The organism is Amycolatopsis echigonensis (assembly GCF_014174495.1).
GTDB classification, from domain to species: domain Bacteria; phylum Actinomycetota; class Actinomycetes; order Mycobacteriales; family Pseudonocardiaceae; genus Amycolatopsis; species Amycolatopsis echigonensis.
The window spans coordinates 1-20,327 of the sequence record NZ_JACJHR010000085.1 but is presented as its reverse complement, the minus strand read 5'-3'; the positions used below and the strand labels follow the sequence as shown (position 1 = coordinate 20,327).

At 69.4% G+C, this 20,327-nt stretch carries 19 protein-coding genes; 5 read left to right on the top strand and 14 right to left on the bottom strand.

Translation table 11 applies throughout. The features are described from left to right. Positions 1 to 45 precede the first annotated feature (45 nt). From H5411_RS38025 to H5411_RS38010, 4 genes are read left to right on the top strand one after another with little or no spacing between them, the layout of a single operon-like run. On the top strand, positions 46 to 843 hold the full coding sequence (locus H5411_RS38025; RefSeq protein ID WP_183126586.1) for an SDR family NAD(P)-dependent oxidoreductase: 798 nt from the start codon (positions 46 to 48) through the stop codon (positions 841 to 843). Further along, the gene (locus tag H5411_RS38020) at positions 843 to 1,481 is read left to right on the top strand and encodes a TetR/AcrR family transcriptional regulator (RefSeq protein ID WP_183126585.1); all 639 of its coding nucleotides are present in this window, start codon (positions 843 to 845) and stop codon (positions 1,479 to 1,481) included. The genes H5411_RS38025 and H5411_RS38020 overlap by 1 nt, the downstream gene beginning before the upstream one ends. 58 nt (positions 1,482 to 1,539) lie before the next feature. Continuing rightward, on the top strand, positions 1,540 to 2,694 hold the full coding sequence (locus H5411_RS38015; RefSeq protein ID WP_183126584.1) for an acetyl-CoA C-acetyltransferase: 1,155 nt from the start codon (positions 1,540 to 1,542) through the stop codon (positions 2,692 to 2,694). A gap of 5 nt (positions 2,695 to 2,699) precedes the next feature. Next, positions 2,700 to 3,848 carry an acyl-CoA dehydrogenase family protein gene (locus tag H5411_RS38010; protein WP_183126583.1) on the top strand — a complete coding sequence of 383 codons (1,149 nt, stop codon included), beginning with the start codon at positions 2,700 to 2,702 and terminating at the stop codon, positions 3,846 to 3,848. Positions 3,849 to 3,903: 55 nt separating this feature from the next. Here the strand turns inward: H5411_RS38010 and H5411_RS38005 are convergent, their stop codons facing one another. Next, positions 3,904 to 4,812: an NADPH:quinone oxidoreductase family protein gene (locus H5411_RS38005; protein ID WP_220818038.1), complete on the bottom strand. Its 909-nt coding sequence runs from the start codon at positions 4,810 to 4,812 to the stop codon at positions 3,904 to 3,906. A 147-nt stretch (positions 4,813 to 4,959) separates the two neighbouring features. On the opposite strand from H5411_RS38005, the gene H5411_RS38000 reads away from it, so the two are divergent. After that, positions 4,960 to 5,418 carry a hypothetical protein gene (locus H5411_RS38000; RefSeq protein ID WP_183126581.1) on the top strand — a complete coding sequence of 153 codons (459 nt, stop codon included), beginning with the start codon at positions 4,960 to 4,962 and terminating at the stop codon, positions 5,416 to 5,418. On the opposite strand, the gene H5411_RS37995 is transcribed toward H5411_RS38000, so the two are convergent. The 13 genes from H5411_RS37995 to H5411_RS37935 all read right to left on the bottom strand — a co-directional run. Next, the gene (locus H5411_RS37995; RefSeq protein WP_183126580.1) at positions 5,411 to 5,629 is read right to left on the bottom strand and encodes a hypothetical protein; all 219 of its coding nucleotides are present in this window, start codon (positions 5,627 to 5,629) and stop codon (positions 5,411 to 5,413) included. The genes H5411_RS38000 and H5411_RS37995 overlap by 8 nt on opposite strands. Then, positions 5,626 to 6,993: a peptidyl-prolyl cis-trans isomerase gene (locus tag H5411_RS37990; RefSeq protein ID WP_246369876.1), complete on the bottom strand. Its 1,368-nt coding sequence runs from the start codon at positions 6,991 to 6,993 to the stop codon at positions 5,626 to 5,628. Before H5411_RS37990 ends, H5411_RS37995 begins: the two co-directional genes overlap by 4 nt. Continuing rightward, positions 6,990 to 9,362 carry an RND transporter family protein gene (locus H5411_RS37985; protein ID WP_183126579.1) on the bottom strand — a complete coding sequence of 791 codons (2,373 nt, stop codon included), beginning with the start codon at positions 9,360 to 9,362 and terminating at the stop codon, positions 6,990 to 6,992. The genes H5411_RS37990 and H5411_RS37985 overlap by 4 nt, the downstream gene beginning before the upstream one ends. A gap of 9 nt (positions 9,363 to 9,371) precedes the next feature. Next, a complete protein-coding gene (locus H5411_RS37980; RefSeq protein WP_183126578.1) occupies positions 9,372 to 10,661 on the bottom strand; it encodes an MlaD family protein in 1,290 nt (429 codons plus the stop codon). Positions 10,662 to 10,667: 6 nt separating this feature from the next. Then, complete coding sequence (locus tag H5411_RS37975; RefSeq protein ID WP_183126577.1) at positions 10,668 to 11,933, bottom strand: MlaD family protein; 1,266 nt, start codon at positions 11,931 to 11,933, stop codon at positions 10,668 to 10,670. Continuing rightward, positions 11,930 to 13,228, bottom strand: coding sequence for an MlaD family protein (locus H5411_RS37970; protein WP_183126576.1), 1,299 nt, complete (start codon positions 13,226 to 13,228; stop codon positions 11,930 to 11,932). The genes H5411_RS37975 and H5411_RS37970 overlap by 4 nt, the downstream gene beginning before the upstream one ends. A gap of 10 nt (positions 13,229 to 13,238) precedes the next feature. Next, on the bottom strand, positions 13,239 to 14,522 hold the full coding sequence (locus H5411_RS37965; RefSeq protein WP_183126575.1) for an MlaD family protein: 1,284 nt from the start codon (positions 14,520 to 14,522) through the stop codon (positions 13,239 to 13,241). After that, on the bottom strand, positions 14,519 to 15,958 hold the full coding sequence (locus H5411_RS37960; RefSeq protein WP_183126574.1) for an MlaD family protein: 1,440 nt from the start codon (positions 15,956 to 15,958) through the stop codon (positions 14,519 to 14,521). Before H5411_RS37960 ends, H5411_RS37965 begins: the two co-directional genes overlap by 4 nt. Then, entirely contained in the window at positions 15,955 to 17,184 is a 1,230-nt protein-coding gene (locus H5411_RS37955; protein ID WP_312878694.1) for an MlaD family protein, read from the bottom strand. The genes H5411_RS37960 and H5411_RS37955 overlap by 4 nt, the downstream gene beginning before the upstream one ends. Positions 17,185 to 17,189: 5 nt before the next feature. Beyond that, positions 17,190 to 18,005 (bottom strand): ABC transporter ATP-binding protein, encoded by an 816-nt coding sequence (locus tag H5411_RS37950; protein ID WP_183126603.1) that lies wholly within the window; start codon positions 18,003 to 18,005, stop codon positions 17,190 to 17,192. Positions 18,006 to 18,054: 49 nt separating this feature from the next. Further along, the gene (locus H5411_RS37945; protein ID WP_183126573.1) at positions 18,055 to 18,927 is read right to left on the bottom strand and encodes an ABC transporter permease; all 873 of its coding nucleotides are present in this window, start codon (positions 18,925 to 18,927) and stop codon (positions 18,055 to 18,057) included. A 9-nt stretch (positions 18,928 to 18,936) separates the two neighbouring features. Then, entirely contained in the window at positions 18,937 to 19,785 is an 849-nt protein-coding gene (locus H5411_RS37940; RefSeq protein WP_312878693.1) for an MlaE family ABC transporter permease, read from the bottom strand. Then, a partial coding sequence (locus H5411_RS37935; protein WP_220818037.1) for a hypothetical protein occupies positions 19,782 to 20,327 on the bottom strand: 546 nt, incomplete at its 5' end. The genes H5411_RS37940 and H5411_RS37935, both read right to left, overlap by 4 nt.

Here is a 20,327-nt window from a genome sequence, read left to right as displayed (position 1 = left end):
TCGGGCCGTCAACCGGACCCCGTGCGGACGTGAGGAGCGATCGAGATGGATCTGGGCCTGAACGGGGCACGTGTCCTCGTGACGGGAGGCGCTTCGAACATCGGGCGCGGCATCGTGCACGGTTTCGCGGCCGAGGGCGCCCGGCTCGTGATTTGCGACATAGACGAGACACAGGCGCTCAAGGTCAGCGCCGAGGCCCTCGAGCGGGGTGCCACGGCGGCCGAGATCGCCATCGAAGACCTGGCCCAGGACGGCGGCGGCGAACGCGCAGTGGACCAGCTCGCCGAACGCTGGGGCGGCATCGACGTGCTGGTCAACAACGCGGGCTGGAGCGAGCCCGGCTTCATCGCCGAGGACACCAGCCGAGCTAAATGGCAGCGCACGATCGAGGTGAACCTTTACTCCGCGATCGGCTGCACCCAGGCCGCCATCCCGCACATGCGTGAGGCCGGCCGCGGAGCGATCGTGTACATCTCGAGTGATGCCGCGTTCGGCGAGATCCGGCAAGGGATCTACGGCACCACCAAAGCCGGGCTCATCGCACTGGCTCGCACCGTCGCCAAGGAGCACGGCCGGCACGGCATCCGCTCGAACGTCGTGTGCCCCGGCCTGGTCCTGCCCGAGAGCGAGGACGCCGTTGGCAGCACCAGCCTGTGGGCAGTCGGACGTGACTCGGTCTTCAACGAAAAGCAGATCGAGGCACTCACGAAGGGCGTGCCGTTGCGGCGGCTCACCGAAGCGACAGACATCGCCAACGCCGTCACCTGGGTTTCCTCCGAGCACGCCGCCCGTCAGGTGACCGGCCAGGTGTTCTCGGTCAGCGGCGGGTACTCGATGCCGTGATGGCCGGACACAAGCGGAAGCGGGACAGCGAACCCGCCAAGTCATCGGCGACCCGCGAGCGGATCCTCGCCGCGGCGGCAAAAGTACTAAGCCACAAGGGATATTCCGAAACCAGGCTGACCGACATCGCCGAAGTCGCCCAGCTGCGCGCACCGGCGGTCTACTACTACTTCGATTCGAGGGAAGCGCTCATCGCCGAGGTCATGGCCGTCGGCCAAAGCAGGCTGCGCGACCACGTCGAGACGGCACTCGCCGCACTGCCGCCGGACCTCGACCCGATGGACCGGATCTGCGCGGCGGTCCAGGCGCACCTCCAGGTGGAGCTCCAGCTCTCCGATTTCGCCACGGCCGTCACGCGCAACATGGGCCAGTTGCCGGACGATGTCCGTGGGCGGCTCCGACAGGAAGGCGGCGAGTACATCTCCTTGTGGCGTGGACTGCTGGAAGCGGCGCGGAGCACGGGCGCGATCCGCGGCGACTTGGACCTGCGCGCGGCCCGGATGCTCATCATGGGCGCCCTGAACTGGACACCGGAGTGGTGGAACCCCGAGCAGGGGAGCCTGGCGGGCGTCGTGGCGACCGCGCAGAGCTTGGTACGCAACGGCTTGGGGTATCCCGCGTCTCAACCGGTCGCCTAGTTTTGAATGTATGTTAAATTCTAGAGTATCCGAGGACGTCCCAACGAAGGAGACACCCATGCCCGAGGCCTACATCGTCGACGCTGTCCGGACCCCCGTCGGACGACGAAAGGGCGGCTTCGCGGACACGCACCCCGCGGACCTCGGTGCCCACGTGATCCGGACGCTCGTCGAGCGTGGCGACTTCGACCCCGCCGCGATCGACGACGTCGTGTACGGCTGCCTGGACGCCATCGGATCCCAGGCCGGCGACATCGCGCGCACCTGCGCCCTCGCGGCCGGGCTTCCCGAAACAGTTCCCGGCGTGACCATCGACCGCCAGTGCGGTTCGTCCCAGCAGGCCGTGCACTTCGCCGCACAGGCCGTGATGAGCGGGACGTCGGACCTCGTGCTGGCCGGCGGCGTGCAGAAGATGACGCAGTTCCCCATCCTCAGCTCGTTCACCGCCGGCGAGCCGTTCGGCGCGACCGACCCGTGGACCGGATCCAAGGGCTGGGAAGCCCGCTACGGCAACCAGGAGATCTCGCAGTTCAACTCCGCGGAGATGATCGCCCGCGACTGGGACCTCTCCCGCGAAGATCTCGAGGTGTTCGCGCTCGAGAGCCACCGGCGCGCCATCCAGGCCCGCGAGGAAGGGCGTTTCGCCGCCGAGATCACCCCCTTCGAGGACGTCAAGCACGACGAAGGGCCACGCGGGGACACCACCCTGGAGAAGATGGCGGAGCTCAAGACCCTGGTCCCGGGCGGCCGGCTCACCGCGGCGGTCTCCAGCCAGATTTCGGACGCGTCGGCGGCGCTGCTGATCGCGTCCGAGGCTGCGGTGAAGCGACACGGGTTCACCCCCCGCGCGCGCATCCACCACTTGTCCGTGCTCGGCTCAGATCCGGTCAACCTGCTGACCGCTCCGCTCCCGGCCACCCAGCGCGCGCTCGAGAAGACCGGGCTGGGCGTCGACGACATCGACCTGTTCGAGGTCAACGAAGCCTTCGCCAGCGTGGTGCTCGCCTGGCAGAAGCACATCGGCGCGGACCCCGCCAAGGTCAACACCAACGGCGGCGCGATCTCGCTCGGCCACCCGCTCGGCGCATCCGGCGCACGCATCATGATCACCCTCCTGCACGAGCTGGAGCGCACCGGCGGCCGCTACGGGCTGCAGACGATGTGCGAAGGCGGCGGGCAGGCGAACGTCACCATCATCGAACGACTGGGCTGAACCCGATGGATCGAGACCTCTACGACGACGTCCACGAGCAGTACCGGGAAACCGTACGCGAGTTCCTCGAACGGGAAGTGGTGCCGAACCACGCCCGATGGGAGGAGGAGCGCTGGATCGACCGATCCGTGTACGTCGAAGCGGCGAAGCAAGGGATCTACGGCTTGCAGATCCCCGAGGAGTACGGCGGGGCCGACGAGCACGACTACCGCTTCCGGTTCGTCGTCGCCGAAGAGATCGCCAAAGTGCACGCGCTCTCCTTCGCCCTCACGGTGTCCCTGCAGGACGACCTCGTCCTGCACTACCTGCTGGACCTGACCACCGACGAGCAGAAGCAGCGGTGGCTGCCGGGCTTCGCCGCCGGTGAGCTCATCGGCGCGCTCGCCATGACCGAGCCCGGAGCGGGCAGCGACCTCCGCGGGATGAGCACCTCTGCCCGGCGTGACGGCGACGATTGGATCCTCAACGGCCAAAAAACGTTCATCAGCAGCGGGATCATGGCCGACCTGGTGGTCGTCGCCGCACGAACCGATCCCGAAGCGGGTTCCAAGGGGTACAGCCTGTTCGTCGTCGAGCGCGGGATGCCGGGCTTCGAGCGCGGCCGCAAGCTCGACAAGATCGGTTTGCCGGCCCAGGACACGGCGGAGCTGTACTTCGAGGATGTCCGGGTTCCCCGGGAGAACCTCCTCGGCACGGAGGGGCGGGGCCTGCAGCACCTGATGAGCCACCTCCCCCGGGAACGCCTCGGCGTGTCCATCAAGGCGATCGCGAACTGCCGGACGATCTTCGAGGAAACCCGCCGGTACTGCTTCGAGCGCAAGGCGTTCGGCCAGCCGATCGGCGACTTCCAGGCGGTGCGGTTCGAGCTCGCCGAACTGGCCACCGAGATCGACATCGTGCAGGCCTATGTCGACAAGTCCGTTGTCGCGTACAACGCGGGCAAGCTGACGGCGGTCGACGCGGCCAAGGGCAAGTGGTACGTGAGCGAGCTGCAGAAGCGGGTCGTGGACCAGTGTCTGCAGCTGCACGGCGGGTACGGGTACATGAGTGAGTACCCGGTCGCCCGCGCGTTCCTGGACACCCGGATCCAGACGATCTACGGCGGCACGACCGCGATCATGAAGGAGATCATCGGCCGCGACCTGGCCGGCTGAAGACGGCGGGGCCGGCCGCACGTCCCCCGACGGCCGGTCCCGCTTCCCACTTCGCTCAACCGTTGACCAGTACCGCCTTGCCGACGATCTTGCCCGCCGCGAGGTCCCGGAGCGCTTCAGCGCCTCGCTCCAGCGGATAGGTCGCCGTGACCGGCGGGCGCAGCCCGCCCGCGACCAGCTCGGCCAGCGCGTCCGCGGTTTCTCGCAACGCCGCCGGATTCGTCCGGAGGAACTCGCCCCAGCCCGCACCCACCACGCTGACGTTGCGCAGCAACAACCGGTTGACTTTCACGGTCGGGATCGCGCCACCGGCGAAGCCCAGCACGAGCAGCCGACCTCCCGGCGAAAGCGCCCGTACAGCATCGTCGAAGACGTCTCCGCCGACCGGGTCCACGACGATGTCGACGCCAGCGCCCGCGGTCAGGTCCTTCGCCTCGGCGAGCCAGCCTTCCCGCAGGGGAACCACCTCGTCCGCGCCCAGCCCGCGCAGGAACTCCTCGGTGTGGTCCCGCCGGACGCCGGCCAGCACCCTCGCACCGAGTGCCTTCGCGACCTGGATCGCGGCCGAGCCGATGCCGCCGGCCGAGCCCAGAACCAAAACCTTTTCTCCCGCCAGCAGTCCGGCTCGGCGGGTGAGTGCGAAGTGGACAGTCTGGTGATTGGCCAGTATCGCGGCGCCTTGGGCGAAGTCGAGCCCCTGCGGCATCGGCAGAACGAACGCGGGTGGGACCGCCAGACGCTCGGCATACCCGCCGATGCCGGGCGCGGCGAGCACGTTCTGCCCTTCGGCGAACTCGCTGCCTGCGGGAGCGCGCACGACCACGCCGGCGACTTCGCTGCCCGGCACGAACGGCGGCTGCGCGGCAGCCTGGTACCGGCCCTGCGTCAGCAGAAGGTCCGGGTAGCAGATGCCGGCCGCACGGACGTCCAAGACAACGTGGTCCTCGGCCTCCGGTGCGTCCATGTCGGACCACACGAGCCCATCCGGGCCCGTGAGCTCCCTCTGCACCAACGCCTTCACCGCGTACCTCCCACCGTGTGCGCTCTTCTCAGAGCCACCTCTCCGACGTATTCTAATGTTCAGTAAATTTCTCGGCGACGGGAGTCACCCATGCCCGCAAGCAGAACCGCTCCACCCGCCCTCCTGTTCGCCACGGCGGCGTGGTTCTGTCTCGGGATCGTCGAGCTGGCCGCGGCGATCGGCGACGTGCTGAGCACCGGACACGACGATAGCTCCGCCGCGGCAGGCGAGGCGTTCGGACCGGACTTCGCCGGAGTCGGCGCGCTCGAGATCGGCGTACCGCTCATCGTGGCGGCCGCGGCAGTGCTGACGATCGCCCTGCTCTCCCGGCTCCTCGCCGGACGGCGGCGCGCGGCCTACCTGCTCCCGCCCATCAGCGTGGCGGTGGTGCTACTGATCGCCCTCGGGCACCACCCGATCTCGACCATCGCCGGGCTCGTGCTGGTCACGGCGGGCAGCGTGCCCTTCCTGACCACACGCACGCACCGGTACCTGAACGGGTGGCGTCCGAGCCCGCGACCGCGTTCGGACGCCGGCCCGCTCAGCTGAGCAGCGACGTCACGAAAGTCAGCACGGCGAACGCCGTGAACAAGGCCGCCATGACCCAGCAGACGGCACCGCCGCGGCGGATGACCCGTGCGTTCTTCCGCCGGTGCTGCTCGTCGTAGTGGAACCCGGCCAGCGCCGGCGCGTGCCGCCTGCCCCACCATCCGACGGCGCCCAGCACGGCGGCCATGGCCAGGAACACGAGCGCGCTCACTTGCCGCCGCCGGAAGCCGGGATCCCCGCCTGCGTCGGTGCGTTGCCCGGAGCGGCGTCCGGGTCGGCGGGCCGGTAGTCGTCGGCGTACCGGACCCCTGCCGCGCGGATCTGGCCGCCGAGCCACGTGCGCCACTTGTCCAGCGCGCGTTCGGTGAGCAGCTGCTGCCGGAGCGGCTCCTTCGCCTGGGCGAAGTCAGCCGGGGTCGCGGCCGTGACCTGGCCGACCAGGCCGACGTTCCAGCCGTACTGGTTCTGCACCGGGCCGAAGACCTCCCCCGGCTTCGCCTTGAACGCCGCGTCGCCGTAGCCGGCGTCGAGCTGGTCCTTGCTCACGGTGCCCAGGTCACCGCCCTTGTCGCGGGTGCTGCCGTCGAGGCTGACCTGCTTCGCTTCCTCCGCGAACGGCGTACCGCCGCGGAGTGCCGTGACGACCTTGTTCGCGTCCGCCTGCGACTGGACCACGATGTTCGACACAGCACGCTTCTCCGGCGTCCCGAGGGTGGCCTTGCGTTGTTCGAAAGCCGTGGTCACGTCCTGGTCGCTGACGGCAGGGACATCCGCGGTGAGCTTGTCGAAGAGCTGGGCCAGCGCGAGCCGGCGCTTGAGCTCGTCGACGACGGCCTGCTCGGTGGTGCCCTGCTCGCCGAGGGCGGCCACGAACTTGTTGTAGGCGTCGGGGCCGTTGCCGAGCTTCTCGGCGACGAACTTCGACAGCGTGTCGCGAGCGGTCTTGTCCGCGATGACTATGCCGTTGTCCGCTGCGGCGTGGTCGAGGATCAAGCTGACCGCATACGCCTTCGCGGCGTCCTTGCGGAAGTTGCCCAGCTGGCCCTGGTCTGTCGGCACCTGCACCCCGTAGAGGGCGTGGAGCGTGTCGACTTCGCTGTCCAGCTCGCTCGTGGACACCCGTCGGTCGCCGTACTCGAAGGCCACGCCTGACGGCAGCCAGGTCGGCAGGAAGGACAGCACGCCTTCACCGGACTGCAGGCCGAGGAGCGACCGCCCGGACTTGAGCACGAAGAAGCCTCCGGTGCCCAGCAGCAGCACGACCAGCACCAGGGCCGAGATGATCCGCATCCGCTTGCTCCGCGGAAGCCTCAGGCGGCGCCGTCGTGCGGGAGCGTCCTCCGCACCGTCGGTACTGGACGTCTCAGCCGCTTTCTCCTCGGCCGGGCCGAGAGCGGCGCGCAGACGGGCCCGCGCCTGGTCCGCCTCGGTCGACACCGGTTCGTCCGTCGAAGCCTCCGCCTTCGCGGGAACCGTCGCCGGCTCGTCACCGGCCAGGGCCGACCGCAGCCGGGCACGGGCGCTCTCGGCCTTGGGGCCGTGCTTGGCGTTCCGTTCCGTCGTTTCTGTGCTCATCGGTGAGCTCCAACCATGGTTTCGCGAGGTGCGTCGGACTCGGTCGTTCCCGGTTCGGCTCCGGGATTTGGTCGAGGCGGCCGGCCGCTCGTGGCCCAGACGACGCACCACGCCGAGGCCAGGGCGAGCAGGACCGACGCCGCCAGGAGGACGCCGAACTCGCGGATCGCGGCGAGCCCGGACGCGAGCAGCACCAGGTAGCCGATCATCGAAGTCGCGGTGGCGAGCAGGACCGACCGGCGCAGACGGCGACTCCCCTCCCGTACCGCATGGGAAAGCACGACCGTGAATTCGCAGCCGACGGCCGCGGTCAGCGATCCCAGTGCGACGGTGATCGGGCTCAGCGCGATCCCGGCGAGCCAGAGCAGGCACAGGCCCGCGCCGGTGGCGAGTACCGCTGCCAGCGCCGCCCGCACCGCGTCGCCGCGGCGCCGCAGCCCGATCAGCAGGACGAGCCCCGCGACCGCGATCCCGGCCGTGTTGCTCAGGACCCTGCCGCCCGAAAGCAGCTCGTTGCCCCGCACCGCGGCCATCGGCAGGCCGGTCACCTCGACCGTGTAGCCCGGCGGCGGCGATGGCAGCACGGTGCGCAGATCGTCGCGCAGTGCCTGCAGCTGCCCGACGTCCTCGAGCTTCACGCCGTAGCTGAGCAGCGCGACCTTGTTGTCCTCTCGGAACACCGCGCTCGCCAGGTACGGCGGGAGCAGCCGCACGCCGGCGATGATCTGCTCTGCAGTCGGCGAAGGTCCGAGGAAGGGCAGCAGCCCGGGAGGAGAGACCACCGGGCGCATCTGGTCTCCGTGCCGGGCGACCGCGACGTTCTGCGCCTGTTGCGACCACGCGACAGCCGCCGGGCTGAGCACGTTGTCGCCGCGAAGGACGACGTCCAGCTCGCCGGACGACCCCATGACCGCTTCCACACCGCGAGCGTCGTCGACCGCGGGCAGTCCGGCCGCGAGGTTGTCGAGACTTCCCTCGATCTTCAGCTGGGGCAGCGCGGCCCAGCCGACGCCGGCGGCCACGAGAGCGATCGCGGCCACCGCGAACCGGACGCGCCGCGAAGGCTGTGCGACGGCATCGGCCACCGCCGGTCGCGGAGCCGACGCCGCTTCTCCCCGGCCGAGCAGCAGGAACCCGGTGCCGGCCGAGAGCAGGACGCCGAGCGCCATCGCGAAGCCGAGATCCCGGACGAACGGCAGCGGCGACAGCGTCAACGTGGCGAAACTGGCGGCACTCGCAGCTACGACCACCACCACGACGCGCCTGCTCGCGCGTTGCGCGAAATAGGTCGGGTAGTAGCTGCCGATCCCGAGCAGGACGGACAGGAACGCCACGACCCCCAGCGACACCGGCCGGTCGAGCCAGCCGAACGCGGCGAGAGTCAGCCCGATCGCGATCAGCGTCGTCACGACCGGCAGCAGCCGGCGACGCCGTCGAGTCCACGGGACCAGGAAGAAACACGCGGAGACGCCGAGGACCGCGATCCCGCCGAGCAGGGGGATCTCGCCGCGCACCTGGTCGCCGAGCGACGAGACGATCACGGGCACGCCGGAGACCCGAACCTCGGCGGCGTCGAGCTTCGCCCCGTCGACCTTCTCCCGGACGCCCTGGACCAGGACCCGGGTAGACGTCTCGTCGAGTCCTTGACGTGGTCGCACGAGGATCGCCACCGAGTCGTTCGTCGGCACGATGAAGCGCCACTGCGCCTTCGGGTTGCCCTGGGTTCCGTAGACGACCGACTTGACGAAGTCGGCGTTGCGCAGCGTCGGCAGTCCGGACGGCAGCGCCTGGACGAGGAGCTTGCCGTACCTCAGGTCGAACTGCTCGAGTGCCGCCTGTCCCGCCTGGTCGGCTTTCGCCTGGGACTCGCCGCGCTTCTTGGCTGTGTCAACCGCCTCCGCGCGGATCCCGTCCCGGCGACCGGACAGCTCGGCGAGGAGGAGCTGGGTCTGGCCGGCGATCTGGTTCAGCGTCGTTCCCGGTCCGTAGACCGTCGCGACGTCGGGCAGCTTGGCGAGCTGTCCTTCGAGACCGAGCAGGGGCAAGAGGTGCGCGGTGTCGAGCTGCTGGCCCGGTGCCTTCGACCGGACCAGCACCACGACGGGGTCCCCGCCGAACGAGCGCGCCACGTCGTCGTACTGGGCGAGTGCGGGGTCGCCGTCGGGCAGGAACGACTCGAGGTTGGTCTGCACCCGCAGCTGCGCGAGGCCGCCCAGCAGGAACGCGGTGCCGACGAGCGCGAGCGCGGCCGCCGCGAGCGATCGGCGGGTGGGATGCCGGACCTCGGTCCACCCGCGATGGCCCGCGCGCGCCATCGCGGACCACACCCGGGTCACCGTGCGCCGCAGCCTCCCGTCACCCCTCGGCATCCGCCTCACCTACTTCCCTTCTTGCTGCACCCGCGGGTACTGGCCGGAGAACGGCGCCGGGTTGTTGAGCGAACCGGCGCCCGGGTACGGGTTGTTGCGGTCGAACAGCGGCAACGTGCCGGTGATCGGCAGCCCGCGCAGGCTCTTGTCGTTGGCCAGCAACATGACCTTGAGCACGCCGTTCTGCGTGTTGAGCGCCTGCCCGAAGTTGACGAAGAACCCGGTGATCTCGCGGTCGTACGGCCCGAGGTAGGCGAGCATCGGGTTGACGTCCCGGAGGGCGACGTCGACCGGCGGGATCAACGCGCGCGCGTCGTCGGACACGGTGGGAACCCGGGCGAGCGTGTCCGGCGCCGAGTCCAAGACCCCGTTCAGCGACGGGAGCAACCCGCGCAGGTCGGCCGCGGTCTGGGGCAGCTGTTCGAGCGCGGCCGCCACGTCCGGCGACGCCTTCTTCAGGTTCGCCGCGACCGGCCCCAGCGACTGGGACAGGCTGGTCAGCCCGGCACTCGCCGTCCGGGCGGTGTCGAGCAGGCCCGGCAGCTTCCGCATGACCTTTTCGAGGTCCTCGCTGCTTCCCGCGGTGACCGAGGTGAGCTGCCCGGCCTGGTCGACGAGCTGCTCGATCTGCCCCTGCCGGCTGTCGAGGGCGGCCACCAGAGTCGCCGCGTCCCCGGTCAGCTTGCGCAGGTCGTCGGACTGCGCGGCCAGTGCGCTCAACGCGCTCTTGCCCTGACGCGCGGTCTCGCCGAGCCCGGTGAGCGCCGCCGAGATGCTTTGCCGGCCGTCCTGCGTGGCCGCGCCCAGCGAACGCACCGAGCTGGCGAGCGCCTCACGGGTCGGCTGGTCGAGGCTGTTGAGCACGTCGTTCAGCTCGACAGCCGGCTTCGCCGCGGACGGCGGGAGCTGCGTCCCGTCGGGCAGCGCCGGCCCCTTGCCGTCCGTGACCTCGAGGAAGGTCTCCTCGAGCAACGTCTTGTACCGCACGGTCACCGTGGCGCCCTCGTGCAGCGGCCGCGGTCCGGAGTCGAGCTGCATCGTCACGGCCGCCTGGTTGCCGTCGAGGTGGATGTCGGCCACCTCGCCGATGCGCACGCCGGCGGCCATCACGTCGGAGTTCTTCACCAGGTTCGAGACCTGGGGCAAGGTGACCGAGGCCCGGTAGCCGTCACTGCTGATGAGCGGGATCCGGCCGCCGGAACCGGTCCAGAGGTAGCTGAAGAACAGCGCACAGGCCAACGCGAACGCCAGCACGACGACGAGCTGCAGCTTCGGGACTAGGGAACGCCTGATGATCATCGCCGCTCACTTCGCCGGTCGGCCGAGGGAATTGAGAAGGGGAATGGTGTCCGGGCCGACCTGGCCGATGCCCCGGAGCATCCCGCCGTCGCCGTCGACGACGCTGGTCGCCGAAGCGGTGTTGTAGACGAACGCCTGCAGGTCGGACAGGTACGGCACGAGAGCCGCGGTCACCGGGCTCAGCCGCGCGCTGACCTGCTTGAGGTGCGGCAATGCCTGGTTCACGTCCGCGACCACCGGGCGCAGGTCCTTCACGACCGGTCCGGCGGCTGTCACGACCGGGTTCGCCTTGTCCGCCACCGAACCGATGTGATCGGCGGTGTCGCTGAGCTTGGCCAGCGCGCCGGGCAACGAGCCCGCCGCGCCGCGAAGGTCGTCCAGCGTCGGGTCGAGCCGGGTCGTGAGCTCCTGGACGGCGTCGGTCGCGTCCTTGAGCTGCTTGGAGAAGTCCGGCAGCTGCTGCAAGGACGAGTTCAGCGGAGTGTGCTGGTCCCCGAGGGCCTGCAGCGTCTGTTGCAGCGAGTTCGCCAGCGTGGTCAGCCGCTGGTCGTTTCCGCCGATGCTCTGCGAGATGGCCGACAGCGAGGTGACCAGCTTGGCGAGGGACTCGCGGCGTCCGTTCAGCTCGGTGACGACGGGCTGCAGGTTCTTGACCACGGCATCCGTCGAAGACAGGCCGCCGGGCAGGTTTTCGGGCGCGTTGGCGAGTGCGACGTCGGCCTCGTTCACCAGGGCGCCGAGAGCCGCCCGGGTGTTGTCGTCGAGGTGCTGCGTGACGCGGTCGATGGTGACCGGGCTCCGCGTGTTGCCCGAGGGCAGCGTCTGCCCCTCGGTGACCGCGTGACCGGGTGGGCCACCGGGCTGGATCTCGACGTACATCTCGTTGAGCGGGCTCTTGGGCCGCAGGACGAGAACGGCGTTGTCGTAGATGGTGTAGCCGCGGTCGATGCCGAGCTCGAGATCGGCCTTGCCGTCCTTGCCGACCTGGGCGGCCTGGATCGCGCCGACCGGGACGCCGGCGATCCGGACCTCCTGTCCCTGTCCGGCCGCGACGCCCTGGGCTTCGTCGAACTCGGCGTGGAACACGAACCGGTCGGTCCAGGGCCAGCTGGTCAGGCCGGATCCCTGGTTCGACAGGACGATCCCACCGGCGACCGCGGCCAGGACGAGCAACGCGGTCAGCAGCGAGACGTTGCGGCCGAGCTGAGGCTCGGTCCTGATCCGCTGCCACGTGCGGCGCAGCCTCCCGCGAACGGGTTTCCGGGGCGTCATCGATCCTCCTTCTGCCCGATGCCGGTGAGGTGCCCGAGGAGCTGCTCCAGGCTGATCGGCAAGCCGCCGAGCGAGCCGGCGCTCGCGCCGATGCCGAACCCGATCGTGGCGCCGTTGGCGTCGGTGACCTGGGCGAGCCGGTCCATGCCGGTGATCATGTAGGCGAGCTCCTGGTAGAACGGCGTGTCTGAGCCGCTGTTCTGATAGTGGCCGGTGCCGTGATAGGGCGAGAGAACGGTGTTCTTGATCGGCCCGTTGAGCCGGTCGAGCACGGGGCCCCGCACGTCGTCGAGGACGGCGCCGGCCTGCGTGGCCGTCGGGTTCAGATCCTCGACAAGCGGGCGAGCGTCGTTCAGCACCGTGTTCAAGTTGCCGACGAGCGGACGAGCCTTGGCCAGCGCCGGGTCGAGGTGGTCGATCGTCTCGTTCAGCTGCCGCGCAACCGGGCGAACCGGGTCCGCCGTGTCCCTCAGCTTGTTCAGCGAGGTGTCCAAGCGATTGAGCCCGGTGTTCGCCGAGTCGAGCGTCGCCGGCAGGCCCGCCAAGGTCCGGCTCACGTCCCGAGAACGCTCCCCCAGCACCGAACTGGTCGTGCTCAGGTTCGCGATCGTCGAGGCGAGCTGTCCCTGTTGTTGGGTGAGGACCTGCGCCGTGCTCTCCAGCCCGCCGACCAGGTTGGGGAGGTCTGAAGCCGGGTTCGTGCCCCGCGCGGCTTGAAGCACGCCACTCGCCGGCTCGAGCGTGTCCGGCGCGTCGGCGAGCAGGTTCTGCAGTTCGTCCTTCGAGTCCCCGGACAGCACCCCGGACATGCTCCGGAGGTCGTGCTGGAGCGACGCAAGCGTGTTCGGCTGCAGGGTCCGGGTGATCTTGTCCATCTCGACCGGGACCGTCGTGCGTTCCTTCGGGATGTCACCGCGGAACTCCCCCGGTGTCCCACCGGGCACGAGGTCGAGGAAGTAGTTGCCTCCGAGCAGGGTCGTGGGCCGCACGCGCGCGGAGGGCGCGCTGCGCAGCTTGCCCGGCAGGTCCGGATCGGCTTCCACCGTGACGACGACACCCCCGGCTTCCTGGGACACGGCGGTGATGTCGCCGACCTTGATGCCGGCGACCTTCACCTGGGTCGCGTACGGCGTGATCCCGTAGTTCTCGGCCAGGTGGACCTTCACCGTCGACGTCGGGCTGAGCGCGATCGAGATGCGGTCCTTCGCGAAGATCAGGACTCCCGCCACCACCGTGGCGACGATCAGCGCCGTGCCCAGCTTCAGCGGGCTCATCGGCTTGCCGCGCAAACGCATGTCCTGCCCCTCACTGTCCGGTTCCGGCGAGCGGTGCCCGGTTTTCGTTGATCGCCTGGCCCGGCGGTGCGTACGGATCCCGCTGCGTAAGCGGATCCTTGAGCCCCGGGATCAGACCGGTCAGCATTTCCGTCCCCGGCATGACGAAGAACCGCGCCGAGTGGCCGGCGTCGTCACCGTCGCTCAGCGCGCGGGTGACGTAGCTGAAGAAGTCCGCGATGTCGGTCGAATAGTTCGCGAGAGTGCCCAGCGGGTCGGCTGCCAGGTTGACTGTCCTGGTCAGCCTCGGTGCGAGCGGCTGCGCGTCGGTCATGACCCCGGTGAGGCCGTCGACGGCCGGCTTGGCCTGGTCGGCGACGCCGGGCACCTTCTGGAGCGGGGACACGCCTTCCCGCAGCACACCGCGGACGTCCGGGGTCGCCGCGCCGAGTGCCTGCGCGCCCGGTCGGAGGCTGGTCATGGCCGACCGCGTGTCCGCAAGCGGCTGCTTCACGGCTTGCAGGGCACCGCGGACGTCGGACAGTGTGTCCGGCGCTTTCCGGATGGAGTCGGCGAGCGGCTTCGCCTGGTCGACCCCGGCGGCTCGCAGCGTGGAGTCCAGGTTGTCCACCAACGTGGTGAGCTCTTGCTGCCGTCCGGTGAAGCGCCCGGCGAACTTGTCCAAGGCGGTCAGCAGACGCGTGGTGTCGGCGCCTCCGTCGGCGGAGAGCGCCTTGGCCACGGTTCCGAGGTCGGGCAGCTCGGTGGGCAGGTTCTTCAGAGCGTCGCCGAGTTCGTCCCCGTGACCGGCCAGACCGCCACCGGTCTCGCGCAGCGTCGAGCCGAGCGCGTCGCGGGTGGGCTGGTCGAGGACGGTCAGCAGGTCGGTGATGTCCTGGGCGCCTGTCGTCTTGGCCGCCGGGATGACCTGGTCCGGCTGGATCTCCCCGGCGTCGGGAGTCCCGGGCTTGAGGTCGACGTACTTGAGCCCCAGCGCCGACCTCGCGCCGACGGCCGCGGCCGCCGCCGAGGCGTTGCGGTAGACCTTGTCCACGCCACTCAGGTCGAGTTCGGCAATCGCCTGCCCATTCACGAGGTCGATCCGGCCGACCTGGCCGACCCGGACGCTCGCGATGCGCACCTCGTCACCGACGCGCAGCGACCCGACGTCGGCGAACGCCGCCTTCACAGTGGTCGCGGTGCTGCCCGGGAGACCGTGTTGCGCGCTGACGGCGAACCAGACAGCGGCCGCGAAGAGCACCACCACGAGACCGCCGATCAGGACCGGCCGGGGACGCTTGCGTCCGAGCTTCATCGCCCGCCTCCCAGGAGGAAACTGAGTACGTCGGATTCCTGTTGCTGGTTCAGCCCGGTGGCGCTGCCGTCCCTCGCGCCCGGCGGTGCGAGCAGGCCGGTGGGCGTCCCACCTTGGAGGCCGAGGATTTCGTCGAGCACACCCGCGGCGCCTCCTTGAGGCAGCGGCCCGGGCTTCTGCGGTTGTGCCTGCCCCTGCTCGGGAGGCGGCTGGTTGAGCGGCGGAATGCCCGCGCCGAGCAAGTTGCCGGCGGCGATGCTGGCGTCGAAGGTGACGTGCGCCCGGAAGTAGTGGGAGATGCCGTCGTAGCCGTTGGTCGTCAACGCCCAGTACCGCAGGAAGTTCAGGACGTTCCCGAAGTTGCCGGTCAGCTTCGAGACGATCGGTTCCAAGCTGGCCGACGCCGACTTGATGCCGGGCGAGGCCTGCCGGAGCTGGTCGGTCACCGGCCGCGCGGCGTCGAGGAGGGCTTTGGCCTTGTCCAGCACCGGTTCGGCGCTGGCGAGAGCCGGGTCGGCCGCGTCGCTGAACTTCTCGAGCTCGCCGCTGATCGCGGTGAGGTTGTCGGTCACCGGGCGGAGGGCCTGCAGCGTCGGCGTCGTCTGCCGCGCTGTGCCCGCGAGGTCGCCGAGCACCGCGCGTGCGTCGCTCAGCGTGCCCGGCAAGGCGGTCAGGGTCTTCTCCAGCTCTGCCTGCCGGCTGGCGGTGGCCGAGCTGAGCGTGGTGGCCGAGTCGACGAGCTGGTCGAGTGTCTTCCCGTTGTCGGCGGCCAGCGCCGAGGTGACCGGCTCGAGCTTGGTGACCAGGCTGTTGAGCAGATCGTTCTGGCCACGCAGCACCTTGGCCAGTCCGTCGGTGTCCTGCATGGCCGGACCGAGTGCCTTGATGACGGCGTCGGCGTTGTGGCCGTTGCCGTCCAAGCCGTCGCCCAGCGCGCCGATGAGCTCGGCGAGGGAGTTCCCGGTCGGTTCGTCGATCGTGGACAGCACCTGGTCGAGGTCGGTGTTCTGCGCGGTCTGCGCGACCGGCAGCCGGGCGCCGCGCGGCAGCTCCGGTACCGTCGCCGAGCCGCGATCGAGGTCGACGTAGCGCTCGCCGAGCAGGCTGACCGCGCGGATCTTCGCCGTGGCGTCCTGGTGCAGCGGGAAAGCGGCGCCGTCCAGTTTCATCGAGACCATGGCGTGGTTGTCCGCGCCGAGCTGGATCGCGGAGATGGTGCCGACCTTGACGCCGTGCACCTTGATGTCGCTGCCTTCCAGCAGCGGGCTGGCGCTGGCGAACTCGGCGACGACGACGCGCCCGTCCGGGTCCGCCTCCTTGGCGATGCTGACCCAGCCCGACGTACCGAGGACGACGGCGAGGACGACGACGGCGAGCCTGACGACCGGCGGCCGCCGACGGCCGGGCACCGACCGGTGCCGGGGACGCGCGTTCATTTGACACCTCCGCCGGTGGCATCGGTCCACGGCTGATTGACCAGCGAGCCGGGTACCGGCTTCTGGTCGACGCCGAAGCCGGGCACCGGAATGCCGGGATTGATGTTGACGCTGCTGGCACCGACTTCCGCCTGCACCCGGGCGTAGTGACCGACTCCGCCGTAGTTCGCCATGGCCGAGCTCCAGTTGGCGAGCAAGCCCGCGAGTTCCGGTGTGTACGGACGGAGGAAGTCGACGGCCGGGCCGAGATCCGAGACCAGTGACGTGGCTCCGGGAAGGACCGCATGCGCACGGTCGAGCAGACCGGGGGTGTTCTGCAGCAGCTGCCCGGCCGCGGACAGCGTCGGACGCAACTGGGCGACGAGCGGGCGCAGATCCGTCAGCACCGGCTTGAGGTTCGCCGCGACCTGCGGCAGCTTCTCCGTGGCCGGCTTCAGGTCGTCGAGCAGCGGATTGGCTTTCGCAGCCGCGGCCGGAACATCGCCGAGCGTCTTGTTCGCGGCGTCGAGCGTGCCGGGCAGCTTGGCGAGCGCGTCCTTCAGCGCTTGGCGCTGGCCGACGGCGTCCGAGCTGAACTTCGACAGCTGATCGATGATGTTCGTGACGTCGGAGTCGTGCGCCGACAGCGTCGACACCATCTGCTCGACCTGGCTCACCAAACCGGAGATCGCCGGGCCGTCCGTCCCGAGTCCTTTGAGGACCTCGCCGAGCGCCTGCAGGGCGGGCCCGGCGGTCTTGACCGTCTTGTTCAGGTCCTGCTCGTGCCCGCCGACCGTCTGGTCGAGGTTGTTCACGAGCGACTTCAGCGACTCCCGGGTCGGCGCGTCGAGCGCGGCGAGCACCTGGTCGAGCTCCATCGGCTGCGGCATGTTGCCCTTGAGCATCCCGCCGCTCGGAATCTCGGCGTTGCCGGGCGCGCCGTCGGTGATCGTCAGGTGCCGTTCGCCCACAAGGGACCTCCACCGCACCGTCACCACCGCGCCGTCGTGCAGTGGGGCGTGATCCGAGTCCAGGTCCATGACGATCTTCGCCTGGCCGTCGACCGGGGTGATCGACTCGACGGTGCCGGCGTCGAAGCCGCGAACCTGGACGCTGCCGCCTTCGTGCAGGTTGGTCGCCGACGCGAGCACGACGCTGACTTTGTAGTCCGTTGTGGACACGGTGGCGAACGCGGTGGCGGCCGCGGCCGCGACGACCACGGCTCCGAAAATGAGTCCTCTCAGCACGGGTATCAGTCCATTCCCAGTGGCCCGGCCGACTCGCCCGCGAGGAACTGGCGAACGAAGGGATCGTCGCTGGCGAAGGCCGCTTCGGCCTCGCTGTAGTGGACGACCTCGCCCCGCCAGATCATGCCGACGTAGTCGCTGACCTTCTTCGCGCTGCGGATGTCGTGGGTGACGACCAGGTACGCCCCGCCGTGCTCGCGGTGCATGTCGAGGATCAGGTCGCACAGCAGGCTCGTGCGCACCGGGTCGAGGCCGGAGTCGGGCTCGTCGAACAACACGATCTTCGGGTTCAGCACCAGCGCCCGGGCGAAGCCCGCGCGTTTGCGCATGCCGCCGGAGATCTCCGACGGCGACTTGCCGATCGACGCCTCCAGCCCGACCTCCTTGGCCCGGGCCATGACGATGTCCTCGATCTCGTCTTCGGACTTGTCCGTGTGCTTGCGCAGCGGGAACGCGATGTTGTCGTACAGGTTCATCGACCCGAACAGCGCACCGTCCTGGAACAGGACCCCGAAGTTCTTGCGAATCTCGTACCGCTCGCTTTCGCTGATCTGCCAGATGTTGCGGCCGAAGACCAGCACCTCGCCGTCGTCAGGAGCGAGCAGGCCGACGAGATGCTTGATCAGCACGCTCTTGCCGGTGCCCGACGGGCCGAGCACGGTGGTGATCGCGTTGTCGGCGAAGTCGAGGGAGATGTCCTTCATGACTTGGAAGTCCCCGAACGACTTGCGGAGGTTCCGCACCCGCATCGGGAATGTCGTCTGCTCGTCGGTGAGCGTTCCCGCCAGCCGGCCGTCATCGGCCCGGTTCTTCAACCGCATCGGGTGTTCCGACACGCCGTCCTCCTTCGTTGATGCTGCGGAAATCCGCTCAGTTGCCGATCGGGGCGTTGAGGTTGGTGCCCCAGAGCAGCTGGGTCGCCAGGAACGCGATCACGTGGACCAGGACCATGTTGAGCATCATCGATCTGGCGGTGTTGCGGCCGACCCCGACCGGTCCGCCTCCCGCGTTGTAGCCGTAGTAGCACCCCACGAAGATGATCGCGGTCGCCATGAGCATGACCTTGACGAGTGCGAACAGGAGGTCCAGTGGGTTCTGGAAGAGCCAGAAGATGAACGAGTAGCCACCTGGCGAGACGCCGCCGAGGAACTGGACGGTGACGAGGTAACCGCCGATGTAGGAGATCCCCAGCCCGACGATGAACAGGAACGGGATCGCGATCCAGGCGGCGATGATCCGGGTGCCGACGAGGTAGCTGCGAGACTTGACGCCCATGACCTCCAGGGCGTCGATCTCGTCGGAGATGCGCATCGAGCCGATCTCGGCGACCAGCCCGCACCCGACCTTCGCCGCGAAGATGTAGCCGTACATGTAGGGCGACATCTCGCGCAGGAGACACCAGGCGTTGAACACCCCGGAATACAGCGGAGCGCCGATCTGGTCGAGGACGTATTTTCCTTCGAGGCCGCACTCGTACCCGATGACGAACTGCATCATCCAGATGATGAGCCCGCTGGACAGGATCAGGATCCCTGCCTGGTGCAGGATTTCCGGGACGTAGTGCCGCAGGTCCCCGAACGAGCGCACGGTCCGCCCGGAGAACTTGAGGATGTCACCACCGGTCGTCACACCCTGCTTGACCTTGCCGGTCACGGTGGACAGGGAGACCTGGACGTCGTCGTTTCGCGGCGACTTCGGCGAACTCGGCTTCTTCCCGCCGGGGCGGGGCGACAGTGTGGTCATTTCACGCCCTCACTTGAACGCCTGCATGTCGGGGTTGAGCCCGAGCAGGATCGCGGTGAACACGGCATTGAAGATCCAGGTCGAGGCGAAGGCGATGACCACGCCCTGGTTCACCGCGCGGCCGACTCCGACCGGTCCGCCGGCCGCGCGGTAGCCCTTGAAACTGCAGACGATGCCGATGATCAAGCCGAACAGGGCGGTCTTCGCCACGGTGGCCCAGATGTCGGTCGTCGTCGAGTTCGCGAAGAACAACGAGAAGAACGACGTCGCGTCGGCGCCGTGGAAAGGCACGGCACCGATGTAACCGCCGACGACGCCGCACGCCAGCGAGACCATGTCCATCAGCGCGGTGACGATCACCATTGCGACCACCCGCGGCACGATCAGCGTCCGGATCGGGTCGACGCCCAGGACTTCCATGGCGTCGATCTCTTCACGGGTGCGCCGCGCGCCTAGGTCGGCGGTCATCGCGGTGCCGACCACGCCGGCGACGATCATCGCGTCGATCCACGGGCCGAATTCGCGGACGCTCCCGACCACCATGAGGGAACCGAGGCGTTCCGGCACACCCAGCAAGGCGAGCAGGTTCCCGGCCTGGATGCCGACGACACCCAGCCCGAAGGCGGTGCTCGAGATGATCAGCGGAAACCAGCACAACCGCAGGGCGTCGAAGACCTGGGCGCGCACCTCGCCCCAGTAGCCGACGGGGTGGCGGACCGCGGACCAGATCACCTGCCCGCCGAAGCGGACGATCTCACCGGCATCCGCGAGCGGCGCGGCAACCAGGTCGGCTGCCCGGCGGGCGCGCGGCCACCGCTTCGTCCCGGTGACGGGTACGGCACTCGATGGCGAGCTCACCGGCGACTCCTTCGTGCGCATGTGGACGGTTCACCCGGTACAACGCGACCCAGTGCACGTGCGTACGGGTGGCGCGGCGAACACGCCGGGATGGGGGTGCCGGGGACCCCCATTTGGGGGTCTACTTCACGCGCGGCAGCTCGCCTCGCGACGCGAAGCCCGCTGACGAAGCCGGTCGCGGCACCGACGAGGACCGCTGTCGCGAGCGTGAGCAGCACCTGGCCGAGGGACGCTCCACCACCGAGGAGGACGAGCGGCAGCACCAGCAGGTACGCCGACGTCGCCGCCACCAGGCCGTGCAACCACGGAGAACGGGCTTCCCCACCACGGCAAGCTGCGACCACGAACGCGATCACCGCCACCAGGGGAAGCCAGTACCGGCCGGCAACCGGGATGAGCGCCGCGGCCACGGGCGCCGACAAACCACCGAGCACGAGGATCGTGAAGCCGGTCGACGCGCCCCGGACGGCCTTCGGCGCGTCAACGTGGTCCGCCCACGCCATCAACTGCGGTGTACGTCCGCCGGAGCTGTTCACAGGCTT

Coding starts and splice junctions, on each gene's coding strand:
- H5411_RS38025 (WP_183126586.1), top strand. CDS start 46: ATGGATCTGGGCCTGAACGGGGCACGTGTCCTCGTGACGGGAGGCGCT.
- H5411_RS38020 (WP_183126585.1), top strand. CDS start 843: ATGGCCGGACACAAGCGGAAGCGGGACAGCGAACCCGCCAAGTCATCG.
- H5411_RS38015 (WP_183126584.1), top strand. CDS start 1,540: ATGCCCGAGGCCTACATCGTCGACGCTGTCCGGACCCCCGTCGGACGA.
- H5411_RS38010 (WP_183126583.1), top strand. CDS start 2,700: ATGGATCGAGACCTCTACGACGACGTCCACGAGCAGTACCGGGAAACC.
- H5411_RS38005 (WP_220818038.1), bottom strand. CDS start 4,812: ATGGACGCACCGGAGGCCGAGGACCACGTTGTCTTGGACGTCCGTGCG.
- H5411_RS38000 (WP_183126581.1), top strand. CDS start 4,960: ATGCCCGCAAGCAGAACCGCTCCACCCGCCCTCCTGTTCGCCACGGCG.
- H5411_RS37990 (WP_246369876.1), bottom strand. CDS start 6,993: ATGAGCACAGAAACGACGGAACGGAACGCCAAGCACGGCCCCAAGGCC.
- H5411_RS37985 (WP_183126579.1), bottom strand. CDS start 9,362: ATGCCGAGGGGTGACGGGAGGCTGCGGCGCACGGTGACCCGGGTGTGG.
- H5411_RS37980 (WP_183126578.1), bottom strand. CDS start 10,661: ATGATCATCAGGCGTTCCCTAGTCCCGAAGCTGCAGCTCGTCGTCGTG.
- H5411_RS37975 (WP_183126577.1), bottom strand. CDS start 11,933: ATGACGCCCCGGAAACCCGTTCGCGGGAGGCTGCGCCGCACGTGGCAG.
- H5411_RS37970 (WP_183126576.1), bottom strand. CDS start 13,228: ATGCGTTTGCGCGGCAAGCCGATGAGCCCGCTGAAGCTGGGCACGGCG.
- H5411_RS37965 (WP_183126575.1), bottom strand. CDS start 14,522: ATGAAGCTCGGACGCAAGCGTCCCCGGCCGGTCCTGATCGGCGGTCTC.
- H5411_RS37960 (WP_183126574.1), bottom strand. CDS start 15,958: ATGAACGCGCGTCCCCGGCACCGGTCGGTGCCCGGCCGTCGGCGGCCG.
- H5411_RS37950 (WP_183126603.1), bottom strand. CDS start 18,005: ATGCGGTTGAAGAACCGGGCCGATGACGGCCGGCTGGCGGGAACGCTC.
- H5411_RS37945 (WP_183126573.1), bottom strand. CDS start 18,927: ATGACCACACTGTCGCCCCGCCCCGGCGGGAAGAAGCCGAGTTCGCCG.